Annotated in this window: 30 protein-coding genes and 1 tRNA gene; 14 read left to right on the forward strand and 17 right to left on the reverse strand. The window is 64.9% G+C overall.

Annotation, left to right across the window (positions count from 1 at the left end; genetic code table 11):
- The first annotated feature begins 13 nt into the window (after nt 1–13).
- Nucleotides 14–640: a YbhB/YbcL family Raf kinase inhibitor-like protein gene (locus H3H37_RS05405; protein WP_182160611.1), complete on the forward strand. Its 627-nt coding sequence runs from the start codon at nt 14–16 to the stop codon at nt 638–640.
- Between the two features lie 78 nt (nt 641–718).
- Here H3H37_RS05405 and H3H37_RS05410 read toward each other — a convergent pair whose 3' ends face one another.
- From H3H37_RS05410 to H3H37_RS05425, 4 genes are read right to left on the reverse strand one after another with little or no spacing between them, the layout of a single operon-like run.
- The gene (locus H3H37_RS05410) at nt 719–1696 is read right to left on the reverse strand and encodes an FAD:protein FMN transferase (RefSeq protein WP_311197402.1); all 978 of its coding nucleotides are present in this window, start codon (nt 1694–1696) and stop codon (nt 719–721) included.
- Nucleotides 1677–3896: a PepSY domain-containing protein gene (locus tag H3H37_RS05415; RefSeq protein ID WP_182160613.1), complete on the reverse strand. Its 2220-nt coding sequence runs from the start codon at nt 3894–3896 to the stop codon at nt 1677–1679. Before H3H37_RS05415 ends, H3H37_RS05410 begins: the two co-directional genes overlap by 20 nt.
- A gap of 9 nt (nt 3897–3905) precedes the next feature.
- Nucleotides 3906–4376: a DUF2271 domain-containing protein gene (locus tag H3H37_RS05420; protein WP_182160614.1), complete on the reverse strand. Its 471-nt coding sequence runs from the start codon at nt 4374–4376 to the stop codon at nt 3906–3908.
- On the reverse strand, nt 4373–4738 hold the full coding sequence (locus H3H37_RS05425) for a PepSY domain-containing protein (RefSeq protein WP_182160615.1): 366 nt from the start codon (nt 4736–4738) through the stop codon (nt 4373–4375). Before H3H37_RS05425 ends, H3H37_RS05420 begins: the two co-directional genes overlap by 4 nt.
- Before the next feature lie 243 nt (nt 4739–4981).
- On the opposite strand from H3H37_RS05425, the gene H3H37_RS05430 reads away from it, so the two are divergent.
- Nucleotides 4982–6622, forward strand: coding sequence for a methyl-accepting chemotaxis protein (locus H3H37_RS05430; RefSeq protein ID WP_182160616.1), 1641 nt, complete (start codon nt 4982–4984; stop codon nt 6620–6622).
- Between the two features lie 66 nt (nt 6623–6688).
- Here the strand turns inward: H3H37_RS05430 and H3H37_RS05435 are convergent, their stop codons facing one another.
- The 3 genes from H3H37_RS05435 to H3H37_RS05445 all read right to left on the reverse strand — a co-directional run bounded on the left by H3H37_RS05435 (nt 6689) and on the right by H3H37_RS05445 (nt 7951).
- Nucleotides 6689–7144: a MarR family winged helix-turn-helix transcriptional regulator gene (locus H3H37_RS05435; protein ID WP_182160617.1), complete on the reverse strand. Its 456-nt coding sequence runs from the start codon at nt 7142–7144 to the stop codon at nt 6689–6691.
- Nucleotides 7145–7149: 5 nt separating this feature from the next.
- Nucleotides 7150–7560 carry an ester cyclase gene (locus H3H37_RS05440; protein WP_182160618.1) on the reverse strand — a complete coding sequence of 137 codons (411 nt, stop codon included), beginning with the start codon at nt 7558–7560 and terminating at the stop codon, nt 7150–7152.
- A gap of 314 nt (nt 7561–7874) precedes the next feature.
- Nucleotides 7875–7951, reverse strand: a tRNA-Pro gene (locus H3H37_RS05445).
- Between the two features lie 152 nt (nt 7952–8103).
- Between H3H37_RS05445 and arsC the strand changes: the two genes are divergently transcribed.
- On the forward strand, nt 8104–8451 hold the full coding sequence (gene arsC, locus H3H37_RS05450) for an arsenate reductase (glutaredoxin) (protein ID WP_182160619.1): 348 nt from the start codon (nt 8104–8106) through the stop codon (nt 8449–8451).
- A 24-nt stretch (nt 8452–8475) separates the two neighbouring features.
- Here arsC and ispB read toward each other — a convergent pair whose 3' ends face one another.
- The gene (gene ispB, locus H3H37_RS05455; RefSeq protein WP_182160620.1) at nt 8476–9465 is read right to left on the reverse strand and encodes an octaprenyl diphosphate synthase; all 990 of its coding nucleotides are present in this window, start codon (nt 9463–9465) and stop codon (nt 8476–8478) included.
- 274 nt (nt 9466–9739) lie between these two features.
- Here ispB and rplU point away from each other — a divergent pair, with 274 nt between their 5' ends.
- From rplU to proB, 4 genes are all read left to right on the forward strand, one after another.
- On the forward strand, nt 9740–10051 hold the full coding sequence (rplU, locus tag H3H37_RS05460) for a 50S ribosomal protein L21 (protein WP_056149930.1): 312 nt from the start codon (nt 9740–9742) through the stop codon (nt 10049–10051).
- A 42-nt stretch (nt 10052–10093) separates the two neighbouring features.
- On the forward strand, nt 10094–10351 hold the full coding sequence (gene rpmA / locus H3H37_RS05465; protein ID WP_182160621.1) for a 50S ribosomal protein L27: 258 nt from the start codon (nt 10094–10096) through the stop codon (nt 10349–10351).
- 104 nt (nt 10352–10455) lie between these two features.
- Nucleotides 10456–11565 carry a GTPase ObgE gene (gene obgE / locus H3H37_RS05470; RefSeq protein WP_182160622.1) on the forward strand — a complete coding sequence of 370 codons (1110 nt, stop codon included), beginning with the start codon at nt 10456–10458 and terminating at the stop codon, nt 11563–11565.
- Between the two features lie 303 nt (nt 11566–11868).
- Nucleotides 11869–12987: a glutamate 5-kinase gene (proB, locus tag H3H37_RS05475; protein WP_182160623.1), complete on the forward strand. Its 1119-nt coding sequence runs from the start codon at nt 11869–11871 to the stop codon at nt 12985–12987.
- A 49-nt stretch (nt 12988–13036) separates the two neighbouring features.
- On the opposite strand, the gene nth is transcribed toward proB, so the two are convergent.
- Together nth and rsxB are read right to left on the reverse strand one after the other, a co-directional pair.
- Nucleotides 13037–13684 carry an endonuclease III gene (nth, locus tag H3H37_RS05480; RefSeq protein WP_182160624.1) on the reverse strand — a complete coding sequence of 216 codons (648 nt, stop codon included), beginning with the start codon at nt 13682–13684 and terminating at the stop codon, nt 13037–13039.
- Nucleotides 13681–14418: an electron transport complex subunit RsxB gene (gene rsxB, locus H3H37_RS05485; RefSeq protein ID WP_220456350.1), complete on the reverse strand. Its 738-nt coding sequence runs from the start codon at nt 14416–14418 to the stop codon at nt 13681–13683. Before rsxB ends, nth begins: the two co-directional genes overlap by 4 nt.
- Nucleotides 14419–14618: 200 nt before the next feature.
- On the opposite strand from rsxB, the gene H3H37_RS05490 reads away from it, so the two are divergent.
- On the forward strand, nt 14619–15434 hold the full coding sequence (locus tag H3H37_RS05490) for a substrate-binding periplasmic protein (RefSeq protein ID WP_229218668.1): 816 nt from the start codon (nt 14619–14621) through the stop codon (nt 15432–15434).
- A gap of 85 nt (nt 15435–15519) precedes the next feature.
- Here H3H37_RS05490 and H3H37_RS05495 read toward each other — a convergent pair whose 3' ends face one another.
- The 4 genes from H3H37_RS05495 to H3H37_RS05510 all read right to left on the reverse strand — a co-directional run bounded on the left by H3H37_RS05495 (nt 15520) and on the right by H3H37_RS05510 (nt 19174).
- Nucleotides 15520–16755, reverse strand: coding sequence for a polyhydroxyalkanoate depolymerase (locus H3H37_RS05495; protein WP_182160627.1), 1236 nt, complete (start codon nt 16753–16755; stop codon nt 15520–15522).
- A gap of 276 nt (nt 16756–17031) precedes the next feature.
- Nucleotides 17032–18099, reverse strand: a complete 1068-nt coding sequence (locus tag H3H37_RS05500; protein WP_182160628.1) for an NAD(P)/FAD-dependent oxidoreductase — start codon at nt 18097–18099, stop codon at nt 17032–17034.
- Nucleotides 18100–18256: 157 nt separating this feature from the next.
- Nucleotides 18257–18580, reverse strand: coding sequence for a ferredoxin FdxA (fdxA, locus tag H3H37_RS05505; RefSeq protein ID WP_182160690.1), 324 nt, complete (start codon nt 18578–18580; stop codon nt 18257–18259).
- Nucleotides 18581–18886: 306 nt separating this feature from the next.
- Entirely contained in the window at nt 18887–19174 is a 288-nt protein-coding gene (locus H3H37_RS05510; protein ID WP_182160629.1) for a protealysin inhibitor emfourin, read from the reverse strand.
- Between the two features lie 189 nt (nt 19175–19363).
- Between H3H37_RS05510 and H3H37_RS05515 the strand changes: the two genes are divergently transcribed.
- Together H3H37_RS05515 and H3H37_RS05520 are read left to right on the forward strand one after the other, a co-directional pair.
- Nucleotides 19364–20593: a citrate transporter gene (locus H3H37_RS05515; RefSeq protein WP_182160630.1), complete on the forward strand. Its 1230-nt coding sequence runs from the start codon at nt 19364–19366 to the stop codon at nt 20591–20593.
- Nucleotides 20594–20662: 69 nt separating this feature from the next.
- A complete protein-coding gene (locus tag H3H37_RS05520; protein ID WP_182160631.1) occupies nt 20663–20947 on the forward strand; it encodes a polyhydroxyalkanoic acid system family protein in 285 nt (94 codons plus the stop codon).
- A gap of 60 nt (nt 20948–21007) precedes the next feature.
- Here H3H37_RS05520 and H3H37_RS05525 read toward each other — a convergent pair whose 3' ends face one another.
- Nucleotides 21008–21262 carry an acyl-CoA-binding protein gene (locus tag H3H37_RS05525; protein WP_182160632.1) on the reverse strand — a complete coding sequence of 85 codons (255 nt, stop codon included), beginning with the start codon at nt 21260–21262 and terminating at the stop codon, nt 21008–21010.
- A gap of 135 nt (nt 21263–21397) precedes the next feature.
- Here H3H37_RS05525 and H3H37_RS05530 point away from each other — a divergent pair, with 135 nt between their 5' ends.
- Nucleotides 21398–22846, forward strand: coding sequence for a wax ester/triacylglycerol synthase family O-acyltransferase (locus H3H37_RS05530; RefSeq protein ID WP_255459126.1), 1449 nt, complete (start codon nt 21398–21400; stop codon nt 22844–22846).
- Nucleotides 22847–22935: 89 nt separating this feature from the next.
- Here H3H37_RS05530 and H3H37_RS05535 read toward each other — a convergent pair whose 3' ends face one another.
- Nucleotides 22936–23220 (reverse strand): HU family DNA-binding protein, encoded by a 285-nt coding sequence (locus H3H37_RS05535; protein WP_182154442.1) that lies wholly within the window; start codon nt 23218–23220, stop codon nt 22936–22938.
- Nucleotides 23221–23464: 244 nt separating this feature from the next.
- Here H3H37_RS05535 and H3H37_RS05540 point away from each other — a divergent pair, with 244 nt between their 5' ends.
- Nucleotides 23465–24262 carry an anti-sigma factor gene (locus H3H37_RS05540; protein WP_229218669.1) on the forward strand — a complete coding sequence of 266 codons (798 nt, stop codon included), beginning with the start codon at nt 23465–23467 and terminating at the stop codon, nt 24260–24262.
- A gap of 74 nt (nt 24263–24336) precedes the next feature.
- Here H3H37_RS05540 and H3H37_RS05545 read toward each other — a convergent pair whose 3' ends face one another.
- A complete protein-coding gene (locus tag H3H37_RS05545; RefSeq protein WP_182160633.1) occupies nt 24337–24693 on the reverse strand; it encodes an FKBP-type peptidyl-prolyl cis-trans isomerase in 357 nt (118 codons plus the stop codon).
- Between the two features lie 188 nt (nt 24694–24881).
- Here H3H37_RS05545 and H3H37_RS05550 point away from each other — a divergent pair, with 188 nt between their 5' ends.
- Together H3H37_RS05550 and H3H37_RS05555 are read left to right on the forward strand one after the other, a co-directional pair.
- The gene (locus H3H37_RS05550) at nt 24882–25721 is read left to right on the forward strand and encodes an EI24 domain-containing protein (RefSeq protein ID WP_182160634.1); all 840 of its coding nucleotides are present in this window, start codon (nt 24882–24884) and stop codon (nt 25719–25721) included.
- Between the two features lie 45 nt (nt 25722–25766).
- Entirely contained in the window at nt 25767–26555 is a 789-nt protein-coding gene (locus H3H37_RS05555; protein ID WP_182160635.1) for a competence/damage-inducible protein A, read from the forward strand.
- Nucleotides 26556–26674: the final 119 nt, after the last annotated feature.

A 26674-nucleotide genomic window follows, 5' to 3' on the forward strand; every position in this document is an offset into this window, starting at 1 on the left:
AAGCGAGCACACCATGAAACTGACCAGTACCAGCTTCGCCGACAACGGGACCATCCCCGGCGAATTCGCGTTCGCGGTGATCGATCCCGCGAACCATGTCGCGCTGTCGGGCAACCGCAATCCCCAGCTGGCGTGGAGCGATGTGCCGGCCGGCACCCAGTCCTTCGTCCTGATCTGCCACGATCCGGACGTGCCCAGCCGGGGCGACGACGTCAACCAGGAAGGCCGTGAAGTGCCGGCGTCGCTGCCGCGCGTGGACTTCTTCCACTGGCTGCTGCTCGACATTCCGGCCAGCGTGCGCGAGATCGCGGCGGGCAGCCACAGCGAGGGCATCACGCCGCGCGGCAAGTCCGGCCCGGACGCCCCGCATGGCATGGTGCACGGCGTGAACGACTACACGGGCTGGTTCGCCGGCGACGGCGAGATGGGCGGCGACTACCATGGTTACGACGGCCCGTGCCCGCCATGGAACGACACGCTGCTGCACCATTATGTGTTCACGCTGTATGCGCTCGATATTCCCGTGCTGCCCAAGGAGCGCGTCATGGATGGCCAGGCCGTGCTCCGCGCGATCGCCGGGCATGTGCTGGCCGAGGCGCATATCACCGGCACCTACACGCTCAATCCCAAGGTCCGGTGAGGGGGGGCTGCGGCGCTGTGGCGCCGTGGCCAGCGGGATCGGGCAAGCTGAAGTCGCGTACCCGGGCGCTGGCGTTGGTCAGGCAGGTTGGGCGAGCTCGCCCGCGAGGATCAGGGTTTCCCGCAAGCCGTCGCCGTCGCGCAGCACGAACAGCGCGTCCATGCCCCGTTGCCTGGCCAGCGCCACGCCCTCGACGGGGCCCAGCACCATCAGCGCCGTGGCCCAGGCGTCGGCCAGCATGCAGGTCGACGACAACACGGTGACGGCGGCCAGGCCATTCGACAGCGGCCGCCCTTGTGCCGGGTCCATCGTGTGCCCGTAGCGCGTTCCGTCCACGTCCACCCAGTGCCGGTAATCGCCGGAGGTGGCGATCGCCATGTCCTCCAGTTCCATCACGCCGGCCACTTCGCGCGTACCGTAGGTGGGCTTTTCGAGCGCCACGGCCCAAGGCGCGCCATCGGGTTTTGTGCCGCGCGCCCGCATTTCGCCGTCGATGCCGACCAGGTAGCGGTCGATGCCCCAACCGTCCAGGCAATGGGCCAGCTTGTCGACGCCGTAACCCTTGGCGATGCCGCACAGGTCCAATGCCAGCGGGGCATGCTTGCGCACCCGCAGCCGCCCCAGGTCCACCTCCAGCGCCGTGGTGGCCGGGGTGAACACGGCGGGCGGCGGCGCCATGCCGGTCGTCGTGGGCTGGCGCTGCGCCGGACCGAAACCCCAGCGCGCCACCAAATCGCCGACGCCCATCTCGAACGCGCCGTCCGATTGCAGACTGATCCGCAGACCCGTCGCCAGCACTTGCGCCAGCTCCGCAGGCACGGCGAGCCACGCATGTGCGGGCGCCGCGTTCAGGCGGCACAGGTCGGAGTCCGGGTTCCAGTTCGACATCTGGCGGTCGACCTGATCCACGGCCGCGAACAGGCTGGCGTGGATGGCGGCGCGGTCCAGTCCCGGCGGGCCGTAGAAGAGCGCCGTGTAGCGCGTGCCCATGGTCTCACCATTGAGGCTGTAGCGCTCCGGTTGTTCCGGCGATAGCTCAGAAGACGTCTTCACGATACCTCCCATTTTCCTGCAGTGTGCGCACGTCCAGCTTCAGTGGTGCGAGGATTTCGTCGATGGCTTGCCGGACGCTGGCGGCCATCGCGCGGCTGCCGCAGACCAGCACCTGGCCGCCGCTGTCGATCAGGCGCCGCATATGCTCGGCGTCTTCCAGCAGGCGGTTCTGCACGCGCACGCCATCCTTGACCCGGGAGAACGCCGTGTGCAACTGGGTCAGGCGGCGGTCGGCCAGGTAGTTGCGCAACTCCGGCTCGTACAGGAAATCGGACTCGGGATCGCGCCCGCCCCAGTACAGGAACATCGGGTGCCGGCCGGTATTGTTGCGGATGAAGCCCGCCAGCGGCCCGATGCCGGTGCCGGCGCCGATCAGGATCACGGGCGCCTTGCCCGAGCTGGGGCGGAACTGGGGATTGGGCTGGATGAAGGCCTCGATGCGTTCGCCCGGACGCAAGCCATGCAGGTAGCCCGAACAGACGCCGCCCGGTTGCTTGCGCACGCAGATTTCAAGCACGTCATGCCGCGAGTCGCTGGCCAGCGAATAGAAGCGCGGTACCGGGCTGCCGGGCGGGATGATGCCGGCCAGGTCGCCCGCTTCGAAATGGGGCAGGTGGCGCCGCGCGAACCGGCGCGCCAGCCAGCCCGCGTCGGCGGGCGGCGGCGCCGCGACAAAGCGCAGCACCACCGTAGGCTCTTGTTCCAGCAGGCCGTAATCGTGGCGCTCCAGCAGTTGCAGCGCGTGGGTGCGCGGATGCGCCGGCGTATGTTCGAGCACGAGTTCGTGGCCGAGCAGCTTGCCGACGCCGAGGCCCCAGCGCGCAAAGTCCTGCGACGACTGGCGGTCGATCAGGGCCAGGTCCAGCGCGCGCCGCCAGCCGCTTGCCGCCAGCGCCGCGTCCACGTCGTGCGCGAACTGGCAGAACTTGGGAAACTGGCGGTCGCCGAAGCCCAGCACGACGAAGCTGGCGTCGGGGCCGGGCTTGACGCCCTTCAGATGGGCCAGGAACTGCTTGCCGCTGGCCGGCGCGTCGCCGTCACCGTAAGTCGAGGTCAGGATGAACAGCTGGCGCGCGGCGCCATAGCGGGGCGAGAAACGGTTCATGGCCGCCGTGTGCACGCGCAAACCGGCGTGGCGCAAGCCCACATGCAGTTCGCGCGCGAAGCCCCAGGTGCTGTTGTTCTCGCTGCCGACGAGGATCACGGCGTCGGCCGAGGCCAGCGCGCTGTTGCCGGGCAGGCGGGGCTTGGCGCGCTGGCGCTGCCACCAGACGATGGCGCCTGTCACGGCCAGCCACGGCGCGCCCAGCGCGCACAGGCCAAGAAGCAGGCCCAGCCACCACAAGCCTTCGCCCGTATGGAGCTGGTAGATCAGGTCGTACACATCGCGCACGCCGCTGTGGGGACGGTAGCCGAGCAGCGCGCCGTTGGCGGGATCGACGTAGCCATCGCCGTGCACGGTGCGCAGGGTGTAGACGGCGGGCTGGTTGCCGGGCACGGGCAGCACCAGTTCGCGCAGGTCGCCCAGGTCGGTGGCCAGCAGGGCGGTCAGGCGCGCGGCCGGCAGCGGCGGGCCGCTGGCGGTGGCGGCGGGGAAATCGGGTTCCTCCTGCGCCCCGTCGGACACCAGGCTGAACGTGGCGGCCGACATGTAGCTGCCGGTCAGCGCCGACAACAGCAGGCCGGCCACGGCCAGCCGCGCGACCTGGGCATGCCAGCGCTGGCTGCGGTTGCCGTGCAGCGGGCGCGCTAGCTGGCGCCAGCCGCCCACGCGCTTGACCAGCAACAGCAGGCCCGAGACGGACAGCAGCAGCATGGCCAGCGCCGTGATGCCGGTGGCCGCGCTGCCGGCCGTGTCCAGGAACAGGGAGCGGTGCAGTTCCTTGATCCAGCGTAGGGTCACGGGCGGCACATAGGGCGCGCGGCGCTGGCCGCTGGCCGGATCGACCAGGTCCGCGCCGGACTGCCCGTCCGCACTGTAATAGACGATGATGGAGCCGGACGGCGAGCGCTGGATCTGTTCCACGCCGGGGTAATGGCGCAGCACCCGGTCCGCCAGCTGGGCCACGCTGACGCCGGCGGGCACGCTGGCGCCGAGGCGGTCGAGCGCGGGATCGACGGACAGCACGGCGCCCGTCAAGCCGATCAGCATCACCAGCAGTGCGCTGATCAGGCCGGGCAGCGCATGCAACTGGCGCAACATGCCGGGCGATTACATATCGTAGGTGAAGGACTTGACGTAGCCGCGTCCGCCCACCGGCTTGCCGGCGCCCTGTTTCGTCAGCGGCGCGCGCGCGTCGGCCGGATGGTCGCGGCCATCCTCGACGGCGCTGTCAACGCGGATTTCATAGTCGGCGTCGATCAGGGCATCGGCCAGTTCCACCGTCACCTTGAGCGCCTTGCCGCTGCCGACGCTGGCGCCGCTCACGCCGTCGAATTCGCGCGGATTCATGCCGCTGCCGCGGGCCCAGTCGCTCAGGTGCTTGTAATACTTGGCCTTCTTGCCGGCCACCCAGAGCGTCTTCTTGTACTTGCCGGCGGCGTCAGTGACGTAGACGGCCAGGTAGGCGCCGTTGCCGCCATAGTTCTGCATCTGGGCCGTCAGCGTGACGGGGCGCGCCTGGGCCAGGCCGGGCAGCACCAGGCTACCGGCCAGGCAGGCGCAGGCTGTTGTGATCTTCATTTGATTTCTCCGTGTGCGTTGGGGCCGAGACGCTGCCGGCGCGGTCCGGGCGGCGCCAGGTCCGGCAAGTAGTCGGATGCGTCGCCAGCCGCGTCGAATTCCACCGCCAGCGTGCGGATGCGCAGCGATGCGGGCGCGAATTTGGCCTTGATTTTGTTGCCCTTGCGGTCGACGGCCCGCAGTTCGTAGCAACCGTCGTCGATCTTGATGCGCTGGACAGTCCAGCCGCGCCGCTCGGCTTCGTGCTGCAATTGCTCCCTGGGCTGCCAGTCGGCGATGGGGTCGGAACAATAGACTTCGGCGGACGCCGCGCCGCTGACGGCCAGGGCGGCCAGCGCCATGCACATGCGGTTTAGGACCATCGTATGCTCCTCGCTAGACATATCCCATGCTGGCAGCATCCGCTGACGCAAGCCTTACATCGTCCGGGGGTGCCATGCCGCCGACTGCGTCCCGGCTGCTGAAGATTGAAGCTGAGCTTCTTCGTCATTGTTGGCACGTTTGCAATGTCGCGAATTGAGTACACCATGTCATGAAAAGTGCAGCGACACGCCCGCATTACGATGTAAAGTTGCCTTGCGTCAACCAAAACGGAGGGCTAGCGCATGCGTTCCAATTTCCCTGTCACCCAGAACGAATACCCTTTCCCTAAAGGCCAGACGCTGGTATCGACGACCGATACCAAGGGACGTATTCTTTACTGCAATTCGACATTCATCGAGGTCAGCGGCTTCAGCAAGGAGGAATTGCTGGGGCAGCCCCACAATCTCGTGCGGCACCCTGACATGCCGGAAGAAGCCTACCGCGACATGTGGGCCACGATCAGCGCCGGCAAGCCGTGGTCGGCGCCGGTGAAGAACCGCCGCCGCAACGGGGATTATTACTGGGTCATCGCCAACGCCACCCCGCTGATGAACGACGGCACGCCGATCGGGTACATGTCGGTGCGCACCGAGGCGACGCGCGAGCAGATCCGTGCCGCCGAGCAGCTATACGCCGCGATGCGGGAGGAGAAGCAGCGCGGCAAACAGACTTTGCGGCTGTCAGGCGGCAGCGTGATGAGCGACACCTTGAAGGGACGGCTGGCGCGACTGTTCCGTTTCGGGCTGTCGGCCAATATCTTGCTGGCGTTGCTGGCGGTGGTCTTAATCAATGCCGTGGTGGGGGCGCTGATTCCCCCCGACTTGCCGGCGGCCGGGCCAGGATTTTTTGTCTTCAAACTATTTACCCTGTTTTGCGCCTGGCGCTACCTGAGCGGGTTGATGGTCAAGCCGCTCGACGTGCTCATTAATGCCGCCAATACCATGGCGGCGGGCGACCTGACCCGGATCGTGGCGCGCACCCGCCACGATCAGTTGGGGGAATTGCAGCAAGCCCTGGCACAACTGAACGTCAACATCCTGTCCATCGTGCGCGACGCGCGCGAGCAGAGCATGGTGATGCTGCAGGGAACGCATGAAATCGCGCAAGGCAACTCGGAACTCTCTAACCGAACTGAGCTGCAGGCGGCCAATCTTGAAAAGACGGCCGCCGCGATCGACCAAATCAGCGGCACGGTGCGCCAGACGACCGAGGCGGCGGATCAGGCGAACAAATTGTCCGAGCAGGTTTCCGAGGTGGCCGAGCATAGCCGCGTGGCGGTGGATGAGGTCAACAGCACCATGCAGGAAATCCAGGCCGCCTCGGGACGTATCAGCGAAATCACCCAGGTCATCGACAGCATCGCGTTTCAAACCAACATCCTGGCGCTGAACGCGGCGGTCGAGGCGGCGCGGGCCGGCGAGCAGGGGCGCGGCTTTGCCGTGGTGGCGAGCGAAGTGCGCGCTCTGGCGCAGCGTACCTCCGGCGCGGCCAAGGAGATCAAACAGTTGATCGACGACTCCGGCGGCAAGGTGGAGCAGGGCCATGCGAAAACGGCGGCCGCGCAGGTCACGCTGAACAAGGCGGTGGACGGCGTGCGCCGCGTGTCGGCCCTGGTCAGTGCCATCAGCAGCGCATCGCACGAGCAACTGACGGGGATCTCGGAAGTGAACCGCGCCGTCACCGAGCTGGACGGGATTACCCAACAAAACGCCGCGATGGTGGAGGAGATGGCCGCAGCGGCCGGTTCGCTGGAGGGAACGGCACAGTCGGTCGCTGAAACCATGCAAGTGTTCTGGCTGGATAATGGTGCCGTTGCCCGGACTGATGCGGTCGCATTGCGCCGGTCGATGAAGCAGTCCCGTGTCACCGCCCGCTTGACCTGAAGTGCGGGCTGGAATGTGCTCGGGTTGGTGGCTGGCGTGCGGCTTGTGGAGCGGTTTGTGGCGTGATTAATCCAGATTCGTGATTTTTTGCAGAATGGGCAGTGCCTGCTGCAGGATGGCGCGCTCATCCGGCGTCATCGTCGTGGCCAGGACGCTGCTTAGCCATTGCGTGCGGGCAGCGCGGGCGCTGGCGGTTTCCGCCAGCCCCGCCTTGGTGAGCGTCACCAGATAGCCCCGGCCATCCTGAGGGTCCTGCTGCAACGCCACCAGGCCGGACTCTTCCAGCTTTGCGATCACCAGCCGCATGCTTTGATGCTTGACGCCACGGTTCTCCGCCACGGCGGCAATGCTGACAGGACCGCTGCGCTCCAGGAACGCCAGGGTTTCCCCTTGTGCGGTGCTCGGCGTTCCGGCGTGCCTGCGCACTGCACGTACGAAGTTGCCTATGGTGTCGCGCATATTTTCCGCCAGCAGTTGCACATCGGGCTGTCCCCCGTTCGGCGGGCTCGCTTTTTTGCCCATGTGCTTCAGCCCGCGCGCAGCTGCGCGAGTACAGCTGGCAAAGTATTGATGCCCCAATGTTCGGCATAGCGGCCATCGCGCACATGCACAATGTCGATCACGTCGATCGACACCTGACGGCCGGTCGGCGCGATGCCCATCAGCGTGCCGGTATGGCGGCCGCTGATACTTTTCCGGGTAGTGACCTTGTCGCCCTCGCATAGCTGCTCATGAATCTGTACTTGCAGTTCGCTCAGTGCCGGACGCAGAACGTTTTGAAAGGTGTTCCACATGCTTTCCGGGCCAGTTGGTGCGCCGGCAGGTGCTGAGTGATTGACGAAGCTGTCGTCCATGATCGCGTCGAACGACATACGGTTGCCATCCTCGATGACCTCCTTGTTGAAACGCCGTACGACAGATTTTGGTGTGATGTCCATTTGTTGCTTGCTCCTACGATTGCTAGCCAGTACGTCAGCGGCTGGTATGTAGGGCAATATATACAATTAAACTGTATAAATCAAGCCGGCGCAAGTTGTCCTTCAGTCCATTCGCCGAATGAAGAAGAAAACAGGTAAGGAATTGAAGATTGGTCGGGTGAAGGGATTCGAGACCGCGGCCTTCGGCTGGGCTATTCGCTGATGCTAACGACAATTGCCGCGACCATCGCAAATTCAGCTTGATCGTTACGTGAGTCCGACGGAAGTGACCCCAAGCGGCGGACGTAATAGCTGACTGTCCGTAAAGAAGATTTTGGTCGGGGTGAGAGGATTCGAACCTCCGGCCTCTACGTCCCGAACGTAGCGCTCTACCAGGCTAAGCTACACCCCGCTTAGGAACAATTACACCAGAAATTTGTGGATTGTTCAACTATCGACCTGCAATTTTTAATCAAAATTGATGCGACGCCGTCCTGCCGCCATTTCGGCGATAATGCCTGCCGCATTTTCCCACTATCCAATCCAGAACGAGCAAGGACTATCATGGGCATCACCATCTATCACAACACGGCATGCGGCACGTCGCGCAACACGCTGGAACTGATCCGCGCCACCGGCGTTGAACCGCAGATCGTCGATTACGTGAAAAACCCGCCCACGCGCGAGGCGTTGCAGCAGATGATCGCGGCGGCCGGCCTCACGGTGCGGGGCGCCATGCGCGACAAGGGGGATTTGTACAACGAGCTGGGCCTGTCGGACATGAGCTTGCCGGATGAGGCTTTGCTCGATGCGATGATGGCCCATCCCATCCTGATCAACCGTCCGTTCGTGGTGACGGACAAGGGCGTGCGCCTGTGCCGCCCAGTCGATCTGGTGAAAGAGATTCTGTAAGGACGGCGCGCCGCACGCGCAGGATTAATGCGTGCGGTCGACGGCGAAGCTGGCCAGTTGCAGCAGCGATTGCTTGTAGACGCTGTCGGGCAGGTCGGCGATGGCGTCGGCGGCGCGTTGGGCGGCCGTCACGGCTTGCTGGCGCGTGTATTCGAGCGCGCCGCTGGTGGTGATGGCGGCCAGGATGGTGTCGAAATGCTGTTCGTCGCCCTGCTCGATGCAGCTGCGCACCAGCGCCCGTTGTTCCTCGGTGCCGTTTTCCATCAGGTAGATCAGTGGCAGCGTCGGTTTGCCTTCGCGCAGGTCGTCGCCCACGTTCTTGCCGATCTCGCCCGCGTCGCCCGCGTAGTCCAGCACGTCGTCGATCAGTTGGAAGGCCGTGCCCAGCGAGCGGCCGTATTCGCCGGCCGCCGCGATCTGGGCGTCGGTGGCGCCCGACACCAGCGCGCCCAGCTCGGCCGCCGCCTCGAACAGCTTGGCCGTCTTGGAGCGGATCACTTGCAGGTAGCGTTCCTCGTTCACGTCCGGGTCGTGCATGTTCAGCAGTTGCAGCACTTCGCCTTCCGCGATCACGTTGGTGGCGTCCGACAGGATCTGCATCACACGCATATTGTTCAGGCCCACCATCATCTGGAACGCGCGCGAGTACAGGAAGTCGCCCACCAGCACGGAAGCGGCGTTGCCGAACAGCGCGTTGGCCGTGGCGCGGCCGCGGCGCAGCGACGATTCGTCCACCACGTCATCGTGCAGCAGGGTCGCGGTGTGGATGAATTCGACCACGGCCGCCAGCTCGTGGTGCGCCGTCCCCTGGTAAGAATAGGCGTTGGCCACCAGCAGCACCAGCACCGGCCGGATGCGCTTGCCGCCGGCGCTGATGATGTACTCAGCGATCTGGTTGACGAGGCTGACCTCGGAATGCAATTTCTGGCGGATCACCGTGTTGACCGCGTCCATGTCGGCGGCGATCGTTTGGGCGATGGTGTTTTGCTTGGTGTGTTGGGTAGCGTCGGACAAGGCGAACCTGCAATGGACTGTGTAGTGTGCCGCGATTATACGACATGGCCCTGCGGCAAGGGGCATTTGGCCGCCAGGGCCTGCAACTTGGATATCATTTGCATAACGACTGGCGCCGGCGCGCAGAGTGACATACCACGCCGCATCAAGTTTGTGAATAGTTTTTGACGCGAAATCCCAACGCATGTATAATCAGCGGTTCCCCCGTTTTCAGCCTGCTTGCAACGCCGAGTCGGGAGGGAATTTTTCTAAACATTTGATGAGGTTTCAAATCATGTACGCGGTCATAAAAACCGGTGGCAAACAGTATAAAGTTGTCGCTGGCGAAAAACTCAAAGTAGAACAGATACCGGCAGACATTGGTTCCGAAATCACCATCGATCAGGTTCTCGCCGTTGGCGCGGGCGACAGCATCAAGTTTGGTGCTCCATTGGTCGAAGGTGCGAAGGTACTGGTAACTGTTGTGGCACACGGTCGTCACGATAAGGTGAAGATTTTCAAGATGCGTCGTCGTAAGCACTACCAGAAGCATCAGGGCCATCGCCAGAATTACACCGAAATCCAAATCGTTTCGATCAACGGCTAATCGCCGCTGTCCTAACCAAACTAGTATCGAAGGAGCTTTAGCATGGCACACAAAAAAGGCGGCGGCACTACGCGAAACGGCCGTGACTCAGAATCAAAACGTCTGGGCGTTAAAGTCTACGGCGGCCAGGCGATCAACGCCGGCGGCATCATCATTCGTCAACGCGGCACCCCAGTGCGCGCCGGCGAAGGCGTAGGCATGGGCAAGGACCACACCCTGTTCGCCCTGGTGGACGGCAAGGTGAAGTTCGTTGTCAAAGGCCCGAACTCGCACCAGTTCGTGACCGTCGTACCAGCGTAATTGGTACCGGCATGCCCATGCGGCATGCCACCCCGTAAGGCGCAAGCCTTCAATCGAAAGGCTCTGCCCAAGGTAGAGCCTTTTTAGTTTTATGGCGGCACACTATGAAGTTTATCGACGAAGCAAAAATTGAAGTCATCGCCGGCAACGGCGGCAATGGCTGCGCCTCTTTTTGCCGTGAAAAATTTAGACCCTTCGGCGGCCCGGACGGCGGCGACGGCGGACGCGGCGGCTCGATCTGGGCCATCGCCGACCGCAACGTCAACACGCTGGTCGACTACCGCTACTCCAAGATGCACAAGGCCAAGGACGGCGAGCCGGGACGCGGCGCCGACTGCTACGGCAAGGGCGCGGAAGACATCCAGCTGCGCATGCCGGTGGGCACCCTGATCATCGACAACACCAGCGGCGAAATCATCGCCGACCTGACCGAACACGGCCAGATCGAACTGCTGGCCAAGGGCGGCGAGGGCGGCTGGGGCAACATCCACTTCAAGACGTCGACCAACCGTGCGCCGCGCCAGAAGACCGAGGGCAAGGAAGGCGAACGGCGCGAACTGCGCCTGGAGCTGAAGGTGCTGGCCGACGTGGGCCTGCTGGGCATGCCCAACGCGGGCAAGTCGACCTTCATCTCGGCCGTCTCCAACGCCCGTCCCAAGATCGCCGACTACCCGTTCACCACCTTGCACCCCAACCTGGGCGTGGTGCGCGTGTCGCATGAGCGCAGCTTCGTGATCGCCGACATTCCCGGCCTGATCGAGGGCGCGGCCGAAGGCGCGGGCCTGGGCCACCAGTTCCTGCGCCACCTGCAGCGCACCGGCCTGCTGCTGCACATCGTCGACCTGGCGCCGTTCGAGGCCAACGTCGATCCGGTCAAGGAAGCCAAGGCGCTGGTCAAGGAGCTCAAGAAGTACGACGAGGCGCTGGCCGACAAGCCGCGCTGGCTGGTGCTCAACAAGCTGGACGTGGTGCCGGCGGACGAGCGCAAGACGGTCGTCAAGGACTTCCTCAAGCGCTTCGGCTGGAAGGGCCCCGTGTTCGAGATCTCGGCCCTGAGCCACGAAGGCACGCAGGACCTGGTCAACGCCATCTACCTGCACCTGGAGCAGAAGAAGCACGAGGAGCAGCGCGCGGAAGAAACCCAGATGACGGAAGAGGCGCGCGGCATCTCGTCCATCGACCCGGACGATCCCCGTTTCAAAATCCTGGACTAAAATCCTGGACTGATCGCACTGAACGGCAAGCCCGTCTTCGATTACAATCACAGTACGTGATTCCCATTCGGCCGCCTCGCGCGGCCGATTCGCATTTTCCCTTTGAGATAAACGGTTACCACTGTTTGTGTCATCCATGTCGGCGCAGGCCCCGCTACCACGGGCGCGGCGCCGGTTGCGGCAAGACCGGGCGACCCGCCCGTCCCAGGCGATATCACAGCAAACCCTGTCCTGGCGCGTGCGCCGGGGTGTTTGATAGCCATGCGCGGCCAGGCCGCGCCTTGAGATAAGAACCGCCGCACTATGAATTCCGTCATACAGAAAGCCACCCGCGTCATCATCAAGGTCGGTTCCTCGCTGGTCACCAACGACGGCCGGGGCCTGGACCACGCCGCCATCGCGCGCTGGGCCGCGCAGATCGCCGGCCTGCGGGCGCTGGGCAAGGAAGTGGTGCTGGTGTCGTCGGGCGCGGTGGCCGAGGGCATGCTGCGCCTGGGCTTCGAGCAGCGCCCCACCGACATCCACGAACTGCAGGCTTGCGCGGCCGTGGGCCAGATGGGCCTGGCGCAGATCTACGAGACCAGCTTCCGCGCCCACCAGCTGGGCACGGCGCAGGTGCTGCTCACCCACGCCGACCTGGCCGACCGCGAACGCTACCTGAACGCGCGCTCCACGCTCACCACCTTGCTGCGCCTGGGCGTGGTCCCCATCATCAACGAGAACGACACGGTGGTGACGGACGAGATCAAGTTCGGCGACAACGACACGCTGGGCGCACTGGTGGCCAATCTGATCGAGGCCGACGCGCTGATCATCCTGACCGACCAGCACGGCCTGTATTCAGCCGATCCGCGCAAGGACCCGAACGCGCAGCTGATCCGTCAGGGCCGCGCCGGCGATCCGGCGCTGGAAGCCATGGCCGGTGGCGCCGGCACCAGCATCGGCCGCGGCGGCATGCTGACCAAGATCCTGGCCGCCAAGCGCGCTGCCAAGTCGGGCGCCCACACCATCATCGCCTGGGGCCGCGACAGCGACGTGCTGAGCCGCCTGGCGCAAGGTGAAGCCATCGGCACCGAGCTGACGGCGCAGACGGGCCACCTGACGGCGCGCAAGCAGTGGATGGCCGACCACCTGCACACGGTGGGCCAGGTGGTGCTGGACGCGGGCGCCGTGCAGAAATTGAAGGATGAAGGCAAGTCGCTGCTGCCGATCGGCGTGACGGAAGTGAAGGGTGAGTTCGGCCGTGGCGCCGTCATCACCTGCGTCAATCCGGAAGGCCATCCGGTGGCGCGCGGCCTGTCCAACTACACGAGCGCCGAAGCGCGCCGCATCATGCGCAAGCCATCGACGGAAATCGAAGCCATCCTCGGCTTCGTGGAAGGCCCGGAGCTGATCCACCGCGACAACCTGGTGCTGGTGTAAGCAAAGCGATGGCCGCCGCGCGCGTGACGGGCGCGCGGGCGGCTGTTCGTCAAGCGCCTTCCGGCGCCGGCGTCTTTTGGCGGTAGTCGCACAGGTCGGCCACCATGCAGTTCCAGCATTCGGGCTTGCGCGCCTTGCAGGTGTAGCGGCCGTGGAGGATCAGCCAGTGGTGGGCGTCGTGCAGGAATTCCTTGGGCACGAACTTGAGCAGCTTCTGCTCCACGATGTCGACATTCTTGCCCGGTGCGAGGCCGGTGCGGTTGGCCACCCGGAAGATGTGGGTGTCGACCGCCATGGTCGGTTCGCCGAAGGCCGTGTTCATCACCACATTGGCCGTCTTGCGGCCCACGCCGGGCAGCGCCTCCAATGACTCGCGGTCGCGCGGCACTTCGCCGCCATGCTGCTCCAGCAGGATCTTGCAGGTGGCGATCACGTTCTTGGCCTTGGTCTTGTACAGGCCGATGGTCTGGATATAGCCCTTGAGTTCTTCCTCGCCCAGCGCCAGTATCTTGGCCGGCGTATTGGCCACCGGGTACAGCTTGCGGGTGGCCTTGTTCACGCCCACGTCCGTGGCCTGGGCCGACAGCAGCACGGCGATCAGCAGTTCGAACGGTGTGGTGTATTCCAGTTCCGTGACGGGTTTGGGATTGGCTGCGCGAAAGCGCGTGAACATTTCGTAGCGTTTGGCTTGATTCATTCCGGTTTGTTTTCCTTGGCGGCCTTGTCTTGCGGCGCCTGCTGCTGCTCCTGCTGCGCCGCTTCCTTCTTCAGGCGCGCCCGTTCCATGGCGGCTGCGATGATGGCGCGCTTGCGTTCCTTCTCCGCCTCGTCGGCCGCCGTGGCCGGGTCCAGCGCGTCCACCGCCTTCATCTTGGCCACGGCCTTGGCGGCCAGCCGCGCGTCGTTTTCCTCGGCGTCGCGGCGCAGGCGCTGCGCGCGGAAGTCGTGCCGCTCGCGGGCGGCGTCGGCCAGCGGCTGGCTCCAGGCATCCCAGCCGGTCGTCTCCGTCACCGGGTACATGACGATGCAATCGACCGGGCACGGATTCACGCACAGATCGCAACCGGTGCACAGGTCGGGCACGATGGTGTGCATCTGCTTGGCCGCGCCCACGATGGCGTCCACCGGGCAGGCCTGGATGCACAGCGTGCAGCCGATGCACAGCGCTTCATCGATGTAGGCCACGGCGCGCGGACGTTCCATGCCGTTGACGGGGTTGATGGGAATGACCTTCTGACCCGTCAGCGCGGCCAGGCGGGCCACGCCTTCCGCGCCGCCGGGCGGGCATTGGTTGATCCCGGCCTGGGCGGCCGCGATTGCCTCCGCGTAAGGGCGGCAGCCCTGGTAGCCACATTTGGTGCACTGGGTTTGCGGCAGCACGTCTTCGATGCGGTCGGCGAGGGTGGGGGTGTTGGTGGACGACACGGTCAGCTTGAATGCGGTAAAACGTCATTATCCAATATCCGCGCGCGATGGGCCGAAAAATATCGGCCATCATTGCGCCGTGCGCATGATCCGGAAAGTTGCTGAAATACAACCGTGTTGTGTGGCCTTTTGTGGGACGATAGTGACCGATCATACCGGCGGCATGGTAACCGCCGGGCTTACGATGGAGTATGTGGATGGGGCGGTTGAAGTCGAGCATTGTGGTGGCGTGGCTGGCCTGCGCGTGTTGGCCGGCGTGGCTGGCGGCGGCGCCCTTGCCCGTGGTGCGTTTTTCGGCCGACGAGTGGCCGCCGTTCGTCACCGCCGCGCTGCCGGGCGATGGCTTGTCTGGCGCGCTGGTGGCCGCCGTCTACCAGAAGCTGGGCATGCGCTCGGAAATCGAATATTTTCCATGGAAGCGGGCCATGGAGTTTGGCCTGCATAATCCGCGCTATGCGGGCTTGCTGCCGGTGTGGCGCACGCCCGAGCGCGAGAAGCTGTGCCATTTTTCCTCCCCCATCGGCAGCACGCTGACGGTGCTCGCCTACCTGAAATCGGCGCCCGTGCGGCCCGACACGCTGGCCGGCCTGCGCGGCGTGCGGCTGGGCACGGTGGCCGGCTACGCGTATGGCGAGCAGTTCGACGCGGCCCGCGCGCGTGGCGACGTGTCGCCGGAGGAGGGCGTCAACGACGAGACCAATCTGCGCAAGCTGTTGATCGGGCGCTATTCCGTGATCGTCATCGAGCGCCACGTGCTCGATTACCTGTTGCACGAGCCGCAGTTCGGGCCGGCCGAGCGCGAGCGCGTGGGCATCGCGGACAACCTGTTCAAGGAGCGGCCCGTGACGGTGTGCTTCAAGCACACGGCGCAGGGGCTGGAACAGCAGAAGGCGTTCAACAACGCGGCCCGCGAGCTGGACCTGGAGCGGCTGGAGAAGGAATACTGGCAGCGCGCCCACCTCGACGGCGGCAGCGTGCCGCGCCGGACCGGCACGCCGCACGCGCGGGCGGTGGCCGACTAGTCACCGCGCGCAGCGGGGCATAAAAAAACGGGACGTCACACCAGCCTGGTGTGACGTCCCGCCTTGTGGGACTGCCTGGTCGGGATCAGCCGTGCTTGCGGATGAACTCGCCAATTTTCGGGCAGATCATCTCGCGCCAGCGGCGGCCCGAGAAGATGCCGTAGTGGCCCGCTTGCGGCGCCACGAAGTCTTGCTGCATGTCGGCCGGAATGCCGCTGCACAGCTCGTGCGCGGCCTGGGTCTGGCCGGCGCCGGAGATGTCGTCGAGCTCGCCTTCGACCGTGAACAGCGCCACCGTCTTGATGTCCTGCGGGCGCACGGGCTTGCCGCCTACCATCCAGGTGCCTTTCGGCAGCCGGAATTCCTGGAACACGGTCTTGATGGTGTCGAGGTAGTACTCGGCCGGCATGTCGAGCACGGCATTGTATTCATCGTAGAACTTGCGGTGGCTGTCGGCCGGCTCGTCGTCGCCCTGCACCAGGTGCATGTAGAACTCGCGGTGGCTCTGGGCGTGGCGGCCCGGGTTCATGGCGATGAAACCGGCGTGCTGCAGGAAGCCCGGATAGACCTTGCGGCCGAAGCCCGGGTAGTTGGGCGGCACCGCGTAGATCACCGTATTCTCGAACCACGAGAATTTCTTTTCCGTGGCCAGGTTGTTGACCTGGGTCGGCGATTTGCGCGGGTCGATCGGGCCGCCCATCATGGTCATGGTCTTGGGCAGCTTGGGATCGTTGTCCGACGCCATCAGCGAGATGGCGGCCAGCACCGGCACCGTCGGCTGGCACACGGAGATCACGTGCAGGTCCGGCGCCAGCAGGCGGATGAAGTCCTGCACGTAGAAGATGTAATCGTCCAGGTGGAACGGGCCGGCCGAGACCGGCACCATGCGCGCGTCGGTCCAGTCCGTGATGTAGACGTCGTGTTCCACCAGCAGGCCGCGCACGGTGTCGCGCAGCAGCGTGGAGTGGTGGCCCGACAGCGGCGCCACCAGCAAGACCTTCGGTTGCTTGAGGGCGCGCAGCGCTTTCTCGCCCAGGTCCTTGCGGAAGTGGATCAGGCGGCAGAACGGCTTGGTTTCCACCACTTGTTCGATGATGCCCACTTGTTCGCCGTTGATCTCGGTGCTGTCGATCTCGAACGCCGGTTTTTCATAATCCTTGCCCAAACGGTACATCAACTCGTAGCCGGCCGCGATCCGCTGCGAGAATGGCGTGTGCGCCAGCGGCGAGACAGGGTTGGTAAACAGTTTGGACGACGCGTCGGCCCAATGCATCAAAGGCGTCAGGAACGAGCGTTGCATTTCGTGCAGTTGGTAGAGCATAAATATTCCTGGCAGTGAGGATGGTGCGGCGCACCATACCTATACATCATGGATCAATTATAGGATATTTGTTCGTGTCGTAAAGCATTTCGAGATTCCCGCGAGAAAGGCGGGAGCGGCATGTTTACTGGCGCCTTGCATGATGATACCTCTGTTTCCGCAAGGGAATGAGCGAACTTTTTGGCTCTATGAGTCATCATAACGCAGCCAGAATAAAAAAAAGCAGCGTTTCCGCTGCTTTTTTGTAGGACGAACGGCCAAGCCGCTGCCGGATTCCTAGTCGAATACGGGGGTCTCCACGCCTAGCACCTTGTGCAGCTTGGGCGAGGTGGTCGTGTATTGCATGTGGATTTTCTTGTCGGGGAAAATGTATGGCGCTGCACCAAAAGCGGCCAGAGCAGCTTCGTGGAAGCCCGACAGGATCAGTTTTTTCTTGCCCGGATAGGTGTTGATGTCGCCCACGGCGAAGATGCCGGGCACGTTGGTTTCGAACTTCTCCGTGCTCTGCACTTTGAGCTGGCGGCGCTCGATGTCCAGGCCCCATTCGGCGATCGGGCCCAGCTTGGGCGACAGGCCGAAGAACACCAGCAGCATGTCCAGCGGCACGCGGCGCGTGACGCCGTCGGCGCCCGTCACCTTGAGGTCGGTCAGCTTGCCATCCTTGGCGTCGAAGCCGGTGGCCTGGCCGATGATCAGTTGCATTTCGTAGTCGTCGCACAGGGCCTTCATCTTGGCCACCGAGGCCGGCGCGGCGCGGAAATCTTCGCGCCGGTGCACCAGCACCACCGATTCGGCCTTGCCGACGAAGTTCAGGGCCCAGTCCAGCGCCGAGTCGCCGCCGCCGCAGATGACCAGGTTCTTGCCTTCGAACAGGGCGGGGTCCTTGACGCGGTAGAACAACTGGCTGTTTTCGAACTGCTCGATGCCGTCCACTTTCAGCGTGCGGGCCTGGAACGAGCCGACGCCGGCGGCGATGAAGATGGTCTTGGCCAGGAAACGGGTGCCGGTGCTCGTTTCAACGTTGAAACGGCCATCCTCGCGCCGCTCGACGATGGTCACTTCCTGGCCCAGGTGGAAGGTGGGCTCGAACGGGGCGATCTGCTTGAGCAGGTTGTCCGTCAGCTCCTGGCCCGTGCACGAGGGCACGGCGGGGATGTCGTAGATGGGTTTGTCCGGGTACAGTTCCACGCACTGGCCGCCGACGACGTGCAGCGAATCGATCACGTGGGCCTTGATTTCCAGCAGGCCCAGTTCGAATACCTGGAACAGGCCGACCGGGCCGGCGCCGATGATGACGGCATCCGCTTCGATGACGCCGGCTGGGGTGGGGGTGACACTTTGCATACCATTTTCCCTGTTGTTGCGTAAACATTCGGGCTAAATGTTCAGGCAACAACGGGGCACGCCGCGTACGCGGCGGACACGCCTGAACACTGCCTGTTGCTGCCTGTCGTTGCCAGCCGGCCGTGCCGGACGCGCGCCGGTGCGGGGCGGGACGCGATCAGCGTACCAGCAGGTGCAGCTTCTCTTTGACGTCCTTGAACTCTTCGGCTTCCGGCAGGGCCGCCTTGGTCTTGGTGATCGAGGGCCAGTTACGGGCCAGCTCGACGTTGATCTTGATGAATTGCTGCTGGTCCGACGGCACATCTTCCTCAGCGAAAATGGCGTTGACGGGGCATTCGGCCACGCACACGGCGCAGTCGATGCATTCGTCCGGATCGATCGCCAGGAAATTCGGGCCTTCGCGGAAACAATCTACCGGGCAAACATCGACGCAATCGGTGTAACGACAGCTGATGCAAGATTCGGTGACAACGTGAGTCATAACAGTCCTATCAATGTTGGTGCGCTGGTCCGTCAGCGGCGTCGTATCGGCCATGCCAACTTCAGCAAAGCACTGTATTTTAAGGTAATTTGCCACATCTCACAAATTGCGCTTATATACAATCTCTATAAGCAAATGCGTGCCGCGCGCTGGTCCGCGCACGGTCACGCACCGCCGGCGCCGGGGCCTGGCGGTCTGCTGACAGGTGCTTTTTCTACTGGGGAATGACAGTAGCACACCCCGGCGCGCGGGGTGATGACGCTAGTCAAGATTGGCCCGAACAGGCCGCAGGCCGGGAGGCGCGGCTCAGGTGGCGGCGCGGATCTGGTTCAGCAGCTTTTGCCAGCGCTGGTTGGCCGGCCGCCCGTCCTCGCAAAACGAGACGCTGTGGCGCCGGCCCCGGTCGTCGACCGTGATGGTCCAGTGCAGCTGGTCGGCCCCGGCCGGCGGCGGGGGTGAGGGCGGGGTGGCGAAGAAGTGATCGTTGTCCAAGGTCGCCTCCAGGGCCTTGCCCTGCACGTTGGTGTCGGTGTCGACCTCGTAATGTCCGCCCTGGCCGGCGATGCCGCCCTGGGCCGTTGCTAGAATTTTCATGCGCGCTCCTTGCTGGATGAGTGGGGAATGGCGCTGGCGCGCCAGCCAGCGTCCATCGTCGCGCCGCGCGGGCCGGCCAGGTTTGCGTGGCCGCAAAGGTTGCGCCATTGGCCGTGGCCGGGTCCGGTGCGCTAGAATCCCAGCCAAACACGACAGCCGGCCCAGCCGGCGCACCTACCTGGAGACCGCATGCCCCATCCCGTCACGCCGGCCCTGGCCGGCATCCCGCTGGAATTCCTGTTGTTCGCCGTGGTGCTGGCCATGGTCGCTTTCGCCCACGTATCCACCATGCTGACGGCGCTGGGCGGGGCGCTGGTGATCACCATCTACAAGGTGCTGTGGGCGCCGTTCGGCGAGGGGGCGGGCGTGGCCGGCCTGCTGGCCCACGCCGGCCACGAGTGGGTGGGGCTGGCCAACCTGCTGGCGCTGCTGCTCGGCTTCGCCCTGCTGGCCAAGCACTTCGAGCGCAGCCGCATTCCCGACATCCTGCCCGACTACCTGCCCGACGACTGGAAGGGGCCGTTTGTGCTGCTCTGGCTGGTGTTCTTCATCTCCAGCTTCCTCGACAACATCGCTGCCGCCATCATCGGCGGCACCGTGGCCCACAGCGTGTTCCGCGGCAAGGTACACATCGGCTACCTGGCCGCCATCGTGGCCGCCTCCAACGCGGGCGGTTCGGGCAGCGTGGTGGGCGACACCACCACCACCATGATGTGGCTGGCCGGGGTGGCGCCGTCGCAGGTGCTGCATGCCTATGTGGCGGCCGGCGTGGCGCTGCTGGTGTGCGCGCTGCCGGCCGCGCGCCAGCAGCAGGCCTACAGCCCCATCGTCAAGGATGCGCCGGCCGGGGTGCGCATCGACGCGGCGCGGGTGGCCATCGTGGCCGGCGTGCTGGTGGCGGCCGTGCTGACCAATGTGCTGCTCAGCGTGCGCTTTCCGGACTGGATAGGCGTGTTCCCCTTCCTGGGCGCGGCCGTGTGGCTGACGCTGGGCGCCACCGCCCTGTGGCGCCGGCCCGACTGGCACGAGCTGCCCGGTGCGCTGCGCGGCGCCGTATTCCTGCTGGCGCTGGTGTGGTCGGCGTCCATGATGCCGGTGCAGGCGCTGCCGGCCGCGTCCTGGCCCAGCGCGCTCACGCTCGGCTTCGTGTCGGCCGTGTTCGACAACATCCCGCTGACGGCGCTGGCGCTGCGCCAGGGCGGCTTTGACTGGGGCTTTTTGGCCTATGCGGTGGGCTTTGGCGGCTCCATGATCTGGTTCGGCTCCTCGGCCGGCGTGGCGCTCAGCGGCCAGTATCCGGAGGCCCGTTCCGTGCTGCTGTGGCTGCGCCACGGCTGGCATGTGGCGCTGGCCTATGTGGTCGGTTTCGCGGCCTTGCTGGTGGTGCTGGGCTGGCAGCCGCACCAGGCAGGGGCCTAGCGCGGGCACTAGCGCCGGGCGGCCCCAACTGGCATCATGGCGGCTGGTTCAATTAGTGAGGAAGGCCAGATGGCGGACATCAACATCGTGCAGGATCACCACCTGTCACACAAGAAAGCCCGCGAAGCGGCGGAGAAAGTGGCCGAGCAGATGGCCGAGGAATTCGACATCGAGTGCACCTGGCAGGGCGATGTCCTGCATTTCGAGCGTAGCGGCGTATCCGGCTCGCTCACGCTGCACAAGCATCAGGCGCAGATGCAGATCAAGCTGGGATTTTTGCTGAGCGCGTTCGCCCACAAGATCGAACACAAGGTGGCGGAAAACATGCAGAAAGTCTTTGGCGGCAAGGCCTGAACGGCGGCCGAAAAAAAAGAGAGGGGCCGCGGCCCCTCTCTTTTTTTGCGTTGGGCCTGATCAGCCCTTCAGTTCTTCGATCAGGTCGATGTATTGCTGCATCGCCTCATCCTGGCTGTTGCCCTTGAGGGCGGCCCAGGCATCATACTTGGCGCGGCCCACCATGTCGGTGAAGCCAGGACGCGCACCTTCCACGTCACCGCTGCTGGCCTGCTTGAACAGGGCGTAGATCTTCAGCAGGGTCATATTGTCCGGACGCTCCGGCAGATTCTTGGAATCGGCCTGCGCCTGCGCGAATTGCTCTTGTAAACTCATAACGGCTCCTGTGGACGAAAAGTGTTGCACATATTGTTGTTAGAGCAATGTCACTATAAATACTTAGCGCATTGACATCCCGATCAGCGACATAATACAAACAAACCGCCTACAAACCTTAGAGGAGATGCTCGAATGTTGTCCAAAGCCTTGTTTGGCCGTAAGAAGATGTCGACCGTGGATACGGCATGGCTGAGGATGGATTCGGAAGGCAACCAGATGATGATCGTGGGCGTGGCCATCATGAGCCAGCCCATCGCGCTCGACGGCCTCAAGGAAGCGCTCACCACCCGTTTCCTGGCCTACCGCCGCTTCCGCAGCCGCGTGGTGCAGGACGTGACGGGCGCCTGGTGGCAGGAGCAGGAGGTGAACCTGGACGACCACGTGGTCAACCTGCGCCTGCACGATGCGCCCGATGGCGGCTGCAACAAGCCGGCGCTGCAGGGGCTGGTGGGGCGGCTGTCGCAGCAGCCGCTGGACCCGGTGCTGCCGCTGTGGCAGATGCACCTGGTCGACAACTGCGTGGGCGAGGACGGCAAGGTGCGCCAGGCCCTGATCGTGCGCATCCACCACTGCATCGCCGACGGCGTGGCGCTGGTGGGCGTGTTCATGTCCATGTTCGGCGCCCATCCGGACAGCCAGTTGCACCGGCCGTCCGAGGTCGCCGTCGAGGCGGCCGAGGAGAATCCGTGGGAGCAGATCCTGCTGCCGATCACGGCCACCACCGTCAAGGCCATCGACCTGTCGTCGGCCATGTGGCTCAAGTCGATGCGGCTGTGGACCGACATGCCGCAGATGGTCGGCAAGATCGGCCAGCTGGGCCAGACGGCCACCAAGCTGGCGCTGGACGCCGTCAAGCTCACCACCATGGACTCCGACAGCGCCACGCGCCTGAAGGGCAAGCCCAATGGCCGCAAGCACGTGGCCTGGAGCGAGCCGCTGCCGCTGTCCGAGGTCAAGGCCATCAGCAAGGCCTACGGCTGCTCGATCAACGACGTGCTGATGGCCAGCGTGGCTGGCGCTTTGCGCGCCTACCTGCGCGCCTGCGGCGACACGGTGGACCCGGCCTGCCAGGTGCGGGTGATGGTGCCGGTCAACCTGCGCAAGGCCGACGGCCACCAGAAGCTGGGCAACGCCTTCGGCCTGGTGCCGCTGGTGCTGCCGGTCGGGCTGGAGGACCCGGTGGCGCGGCTGCGCGAAGTGCAGCGCCGCATGGACGAACTCAAGGGCGGCTACACGGCGCTGGTGGCCATGTCGGTGCTGGGCGTGCTGGGCGCCACGCCCAAGCAGGTGCAGAATGAGATTCAGAATTATTTCGCCCGCAAGGCCACGGCCGTGATGAGCAATGTGCCGGGGCCGCGCACGCCGCTGTACATGGCCGGCAGCCAGCTCGACCAGGTCATGTTCTGGGTGCCGCAGTCGGGCGACATCGGCATCGGGGTATCGATCCTCAGCTACAACGGCGGGGTGCAGTTCGGCATCGTGACGGACGACGCGCTGGCGCGCGATCCGGAGAACATCATCCGCCGCTTCGAACCGGAGTTCGAAAAGCTGGTGCTGCTGGCGCTGATGGACGAGGTCTGAAAAACAGAACGGCGGCCTGCGCTTGCGCGCCGGGCCGCCGGTTCCGGTGCCTGGGCAGGCACTTGTCCAGTATTGCTACTGCGGGCAGATCACTTCTTCTTCGGATTGACAGCGGCTTTCAGCGTCGCGCCAGCGGAGAATTTCGGGGTCTTCGACGCGGCGATCTTGATCGCTTCGCCGGTGGCAGGATTACGGCCTTTGCGTGCGGCGCGCTTGGCAACGGCGAAAGTGCCGAAGCCGGTGATGCCTACCGTGTCACCCTTTTTCAGGCGCTCGGTGATGATGGCGATCAGCGTGTTCACCGCACCGTTGGCGGCAGCAGCGGACATCTCGGTGCGTTTCGCAAACTCTGCAATCAATTCGCCTTTTTTCATTACTACCTCCTTGGTTAATAGAGCGCGCAGATTAGCATAAATATTGTCAAATGTAATGGTTTCTCGTTGAAGTAGGCCATACAGTAGCTGACATGCCACGCCGCGCGCCCGAAAAACACCTGTGCTGGCAGGCTTTATGACGCGCCGCACCACGTTTTGCCTTGTCTGGCGGCGCCCCGCGCGGCATGCGAAAAAGCCGCAACGCCGGCGCCTGTGGCGCGCCCGCGCGGCCCCGCAAAGGGTTATGATCTGTACCAGCGAGGACACCATCATGAGTTTTTCGGACGAGATCCTGATTGCGTACGCGGACGGCGAACTGGACGAGGCGACCCGCCGCGCCGTCGAGGAAGCCATGCGGCAGGACGACAGCGTGGCGCGGCGCGTGGCGCACTACCGGGCGCTGCGCCAGGGCCAGTACGCGGCCCAGGCCCCGCGCGAGAGCGCGCGCCCGCGGCGCGGCGCCAACGTGGTGCAGCTCGACGCCGTGCGGGCCAGCCGCGCCGCCAACCACAGCGCGGCCCGCCGCGCGCGCCGGCGTCACTGGGGCTGGCTGGAAGGGGGCGCGCTGGCGCTGGCGCTGCTGGTCGGGGTGGTGGCCGGCAAATTCGGCCTGGCCCGCTGGCAGCCCGGCTGGTTCGGCCCGCCGACACCGGTCACGGTGGTGGCCAGCCATGACGGCATGCTGGCCGCCCAGGGCGCGCTGGCGTCGGCGCTCAGTTTGCAGATGGGGGGCGCGGCCACGGCGTCGAGTGAAGTGCGGATCGGCCTCAGTTTCCTGTCGCGCGAGGGCGGCTACTGCCGCACGTTCACCTTGGCCGGCACGGGGCAGGAGCTGACGGGTCTGGCTTGCCGGGCCAGCGACGAGTGGCGCATCCCGGTATTGGTGCAGGGCGGCAAACCGATGCCGCAGATAGGCGTCTACAAGCGGGGCGGGGCGGAGATGCCGACGGCCTTGCTGGAAGCGATAGACCAGCGCATCGTGGGCGACATGCTGGAGCCGAGGGCGGAACTGGAAGCGTTGCGGCGGGGTTGGCAGCGCTGAAGATGAAGCTGGCAGCGGTGAGGCTAGGTTAGCACGTCGTTCCCGCGCAGGCGGGAACGACGTTCGTGGATAGCTTAAACAGCCAGCAGTTCCACGTCGAAGATCAGGGTGGCGTTTGGCGGGATCACGCCGCCGGCGCCACGCGAGCCGTAGCCCAGGTCGGACGGGATGATCAGCTGGCGCACGCCGCCGATCTTCATGCCTTGCACGCCTTCATCCCAGCCGCGGATCACCATGCCGGCGCCCAGGGCGAATTCAAACGGATCGTTGCGGTCTTTGCTCGAATCGAATTTCGGGCCCTTGCTGCCGTCGTCGTTGCGCAGCCAGCCGGTGTAGTGCACGGTAACGTTCTGGCCGGCCTTGGCTTCGGCGCCTTCGCCGACGGTCAGTTCGATGTATTGCAGGCCCGAGGCGGTGGTGATGGTGGACATGGTTTTCCTTGGTGTTCGTTGACGATAATCCCGCATTGTAGAACAAGCGGCCGTGGCCCGCCAAAAAGCGCCGCCGCTGGAGTATCATCGCCAGGCGTCGCCGGCAGGGGCCGGCCACCACCCTGGAATGGAAGCGAATTCGCCATGTCACACGATTTGAAGCCCGCCGCGCGCGGCACCCTGCGCTGATGGGCGCGCTGATGCGGTCCTATGGCCGCGCCTGGATGTCGCAGCTGCATGGCCGCATGCTGCTGCTGAGCGTGATCCCCTTCGTGCTGGCCGTCGTGCTGTGGGGCGGCCTGCTGTACGTGGGCCTGCAACCGCTGATCGATTACCTGCACGCCCTGTTCATCCAGTACGACGGCTTCGCCTACAGCAGCAACCTGCTCACCTCGCTGGGCCTGGGCATGCTGAAGACGGTGGTGGTGCCCATGATCGCCATGCTGCTGCTGTTGCCGTTGATGATATTGACGGCCCTGGTGTTCATCGGCGTGGCCGCCATGCCGGCCATCGTGCGCCACGTGGGCCAGCGCCGCTACGGCCAGCTCGAACGCAAGCACGGCGGCAGCCTGGTCGGCAGCGCGCTGACGGCGCTGGCGGGCATGGCCGTGTTCATCGGCCTGTGGCTGCTCACCTTGCCGCTGTACGCGTTTCCACCGCTGGCGCTGGTGGTGCAGTCCCTGCTGTGGGGCTGGCTCACCTGCCGCGTGATGGTGTACGACACCCTGGCCGACCACGCCAGCCCCGAGGAACGGGCCGACGTGCTGCAGCGCCACCGCTGGCCGCTGCTGGCCATCGGCGTGCTGTCGGGCCTGGCCGGCGCGCTGCCGGGCATGTTGTGGCTGGGCGGCACGGCTTTGTCCGTCGTGCTGTTCCCCTTCCTGGCGGCCGCCTCGATCTGGCTGTACGTGGTGATCTTCATCTTCACCGGCTTGTGGTTTGCCCACTACTGCCTGGAGGCGCTGGAACGGTTGCGCGCGGCGCCGCCGATGCGCGACATCAGTGACCATAATGCGGCGGTCAACTGATACCATTTGGGTATCAAAGCACACCCACACACTTCGAGGACTGACATGGCAATCGGATTGATCATCATCGGCGACGAAATCCTGTCGGGCCGGCGCACCGACCAGCACTTCACCAAAGTGGTGCAGATGCTGGCCGAGCGCGGCTTGCAGCTGGACTGGGCCGAAGTGCTGGGCGACGACCCGGCCCGCATCACGGCCACGCTGCGCCGCACCTTCGCCAGCGGCGACATCGTGTTCAGCTGTGGCGGCATCGGCGCCACGCCGGACGACCATACGCGCAAGGCGGCCGCCGATGCGCTGGGCCTGCCGCTGGTGCTGCATGAACAGGGCAAGCGCAACATCCAGCAGCGTATTCTGCAGATGGGCGAGGAGAGCGGCCAGCCGGCCGACCTCAACTCGCCCGAGAACCTGCACCGGCTGAAGATGGCCGAATTCGCCGAAGGCGCCGCGCTGATCCCCAACCCGTACAACAACGTGGCCGGCTTCGCGCTGCGCGAGCACTACTTCGTGCCCGGCTTCCCCGTCATGGCCCATCCCATGATCGCGTGGGTGCTCGACCACCACTACGCCCACCTGTTCCACCGCGCGCCGCACAGCGAGCAATCGGTGCTGGTGTACGGCACGGCCGAATCGGCGCTGACGCCGCTGATGGAGGCGCTCGAAGCGCAGTTCGCCGGCGTCAAGGTGTTCAGCCTGCCCAGCGTGGGCGACGCCAACACGCGCCGCCACATTGAGCTGGGCGTGAAGGGCGCGCCCGAACCGACGGCCGCCGCGTTCGCCCAACTGTGCGCCGAATTGTCGCGCCTGCAGGTAGAGTACAAGCACCTCTCTTGACGCCTCGCGGCGCGCCGTCTTCACGGCGATACGCGCCGGGCGCGAACGGCGTTCCCCCAGCGCTTCCCCGCCGCTTCTCCTGCGTGGCGAACGCCGTTGTTTTTTTGCGAAAAGCCCCG

Origin of the sequence: Rugamonas brunnea (genome assembly GCF_014042345.1) — a bacterium.
GTDB lineage: Bacteria > Pseudomonadota > Gammaproteobacteria > Burkholderiales > Burkholderiaceae_D > Rugamonas > Rugamonas brunnea.

Coding starts and splice junctions, on each gene's coding strand:
- H3H37_RS05405 (WP_182160611.1), top strand. CDS start 14: ATGAAACTGACCAGTACCAGCTTCGCCGACAACGGGACCATCCCCGGC.
- H3H37_RS05415 (WP_182160613.1), bottom strand. CDS start 3,896: ATGTTGCGCCAGTTGCATGCGCTGCCCGGCCTGATCAGCGCACTGCTG.
- H3H37_RS05420 (WP_182160614.1), bottom strand. CDS start 4,376: ATGAAGATCACAACAGCCTGCGCCTGCCTGGCCGGTAGCCTGGTGCTG.
- H3H37_RS05425 (WP_182160615.1), bottom strand. CDS start 4,738: ATGGTCCTAAACCGCATGTGCATGGCGCTGGCCGCCCTGGCCGTCAGC.
- H3H37_RS05430 (WP_182160616.1), top strand. CDS start 4,982: ATGCGTTCCAATTTCCCTGTCACCCAGAACGAATACCCTTTCCCTAAA.
- H3H37_RS05435 (WP_182160617.1), bottom strand. CDS start 7,144: ATGGGCAAAAAAGCGAGCCCGCCGAACGGGGGACAGCCCGATGTGCAA.
- H3H37_RS05440 (WP_182160618.1), bottom strand. CDS start 7,560: ATGGACATCACACCAAAATCTGTCGTACGGCGTTTCAACAAGGAGGTC.
- arsC (WP_182160619.1), top strand. CDS start 8,104: ATGGGCATCACCATCTATCACAACACGGCATGCGGCACGTCGCGCAAC.
- rplU (WP_056149930.1), top strand. CDS start 9,740: ATGTACGCGGTCATAAAAACCGGTGGCAAACAGTATAAAGTTGTCGCT.
- rpmA (WP_182160621.1), top strand. CDS start 10,094: ATGGCACACAAAAAAGGCGGCGGCACTACGCGAAACGGCCGTGACTCA.
- obgE (WP_182160622.1), top strand. CDS start 10,456: ATGAAGTTTATCGACGAAGCAAAAATTGAAGTCATCGCCGGCAACGGC.
- proB (WP_182160623.1), top strand. CDS start 11,869: ATGAATTCCGTCATACAGAAAGCCACCCGCGTCATCATCAAGGTCGGT.
- nth (WP_182160624.1), bottom strand. CDS start 13,684: ATGAATCAAGCCAAACGCTACGAAATGTTCACGCGCTTTCGCGCAGCC.
- H3H37_RS05495 (WP_182160627.1), bottom strand. CDS start 16,755: ATGCTCTACCAACTGCACGAAATGCAACGCTCGTTCCTGACGCCTTTG.
- H3H37_RS05500 (WP_182160628.1), bottom strand. CDS start 18,099: ATGCAAAGTGTCACCCCCACCCCAGCCGGCGTCATCGAAGCGGATGCC.
- fdxA (WP_182160690.1), bottom strand. CDS start 18,580: ATGACTCACGTTGTCACCGAATCTTGCATCAGCTGTCGTTACACCGAT.
- H3H37_RS05510 (WP_182160629.1), bottom strand. CDS start 19,174: ATGAAAATTCTAGCAACGGCCCAGGGCGGCATCGCCGGCCAGGGCGGA.
- H3H37_RS05515 (WP_182160630.1), top strand. CDS start 19,364: ATGCCCCATCCCGTCACGCCGGCCCTGGCCGGCATCCCGCTGGAATTC.
- H3H37_RS05520 (WP_182160631.1), top strand. CDS start 20,663: ATGGCGGACATCAACATCGTGCAGGATCACCACCTGTCACACAAGAAA.
- H3H37_RS05525 (WP_182160632.1), bottom strand. CDS start 21,262: ATGAGTTTACAAGAGCAATTCGCGCAGGCGCAGGCCGATTCCAAGAAT.
- H3H37_RS05530 (WP_255459126.1), top strand. CDS start 21,398: ATGTTGTCCAAAGCCTTGTTTGGCCGTAAGAAGATGTCGACCGTGGAT.
- H3H37_RS05535 (WP_182154442.1), bottom strand. CDS start 23,220: ATGAAAAAAGGCGAATTGATTGCAGAGTTTGCGAAACGCACCGAGATG.
- H3H37_RS05540 (WP_229218669.1), top strand. CDS start 23,465: ATGATCTGTACCAGCGAGGACACCATCATGAGTTTTTCGGACGAGATC.
- H3H37_RS05545 (WP_182160633.1), bottom strand. CDS start 24,693: ATGTCCACCATCACCACCGCCTCGGGCCTGCAATACATCGAACTGACC.
- H3H37_RS05550 (WP_182160634.1), top strand. CDS start 24,882: ATGGGCGCGCTGATGCGGTCCTATGGCCGCGCCTGGATGTCGCAGCTG.
- H3H37_RS05555 (WP_182160635.1), top strand. CDS start 25,767: ATGGCAATCGGATTGATCATCATCGGCGACGAAATCCTGTCGGGCCGG.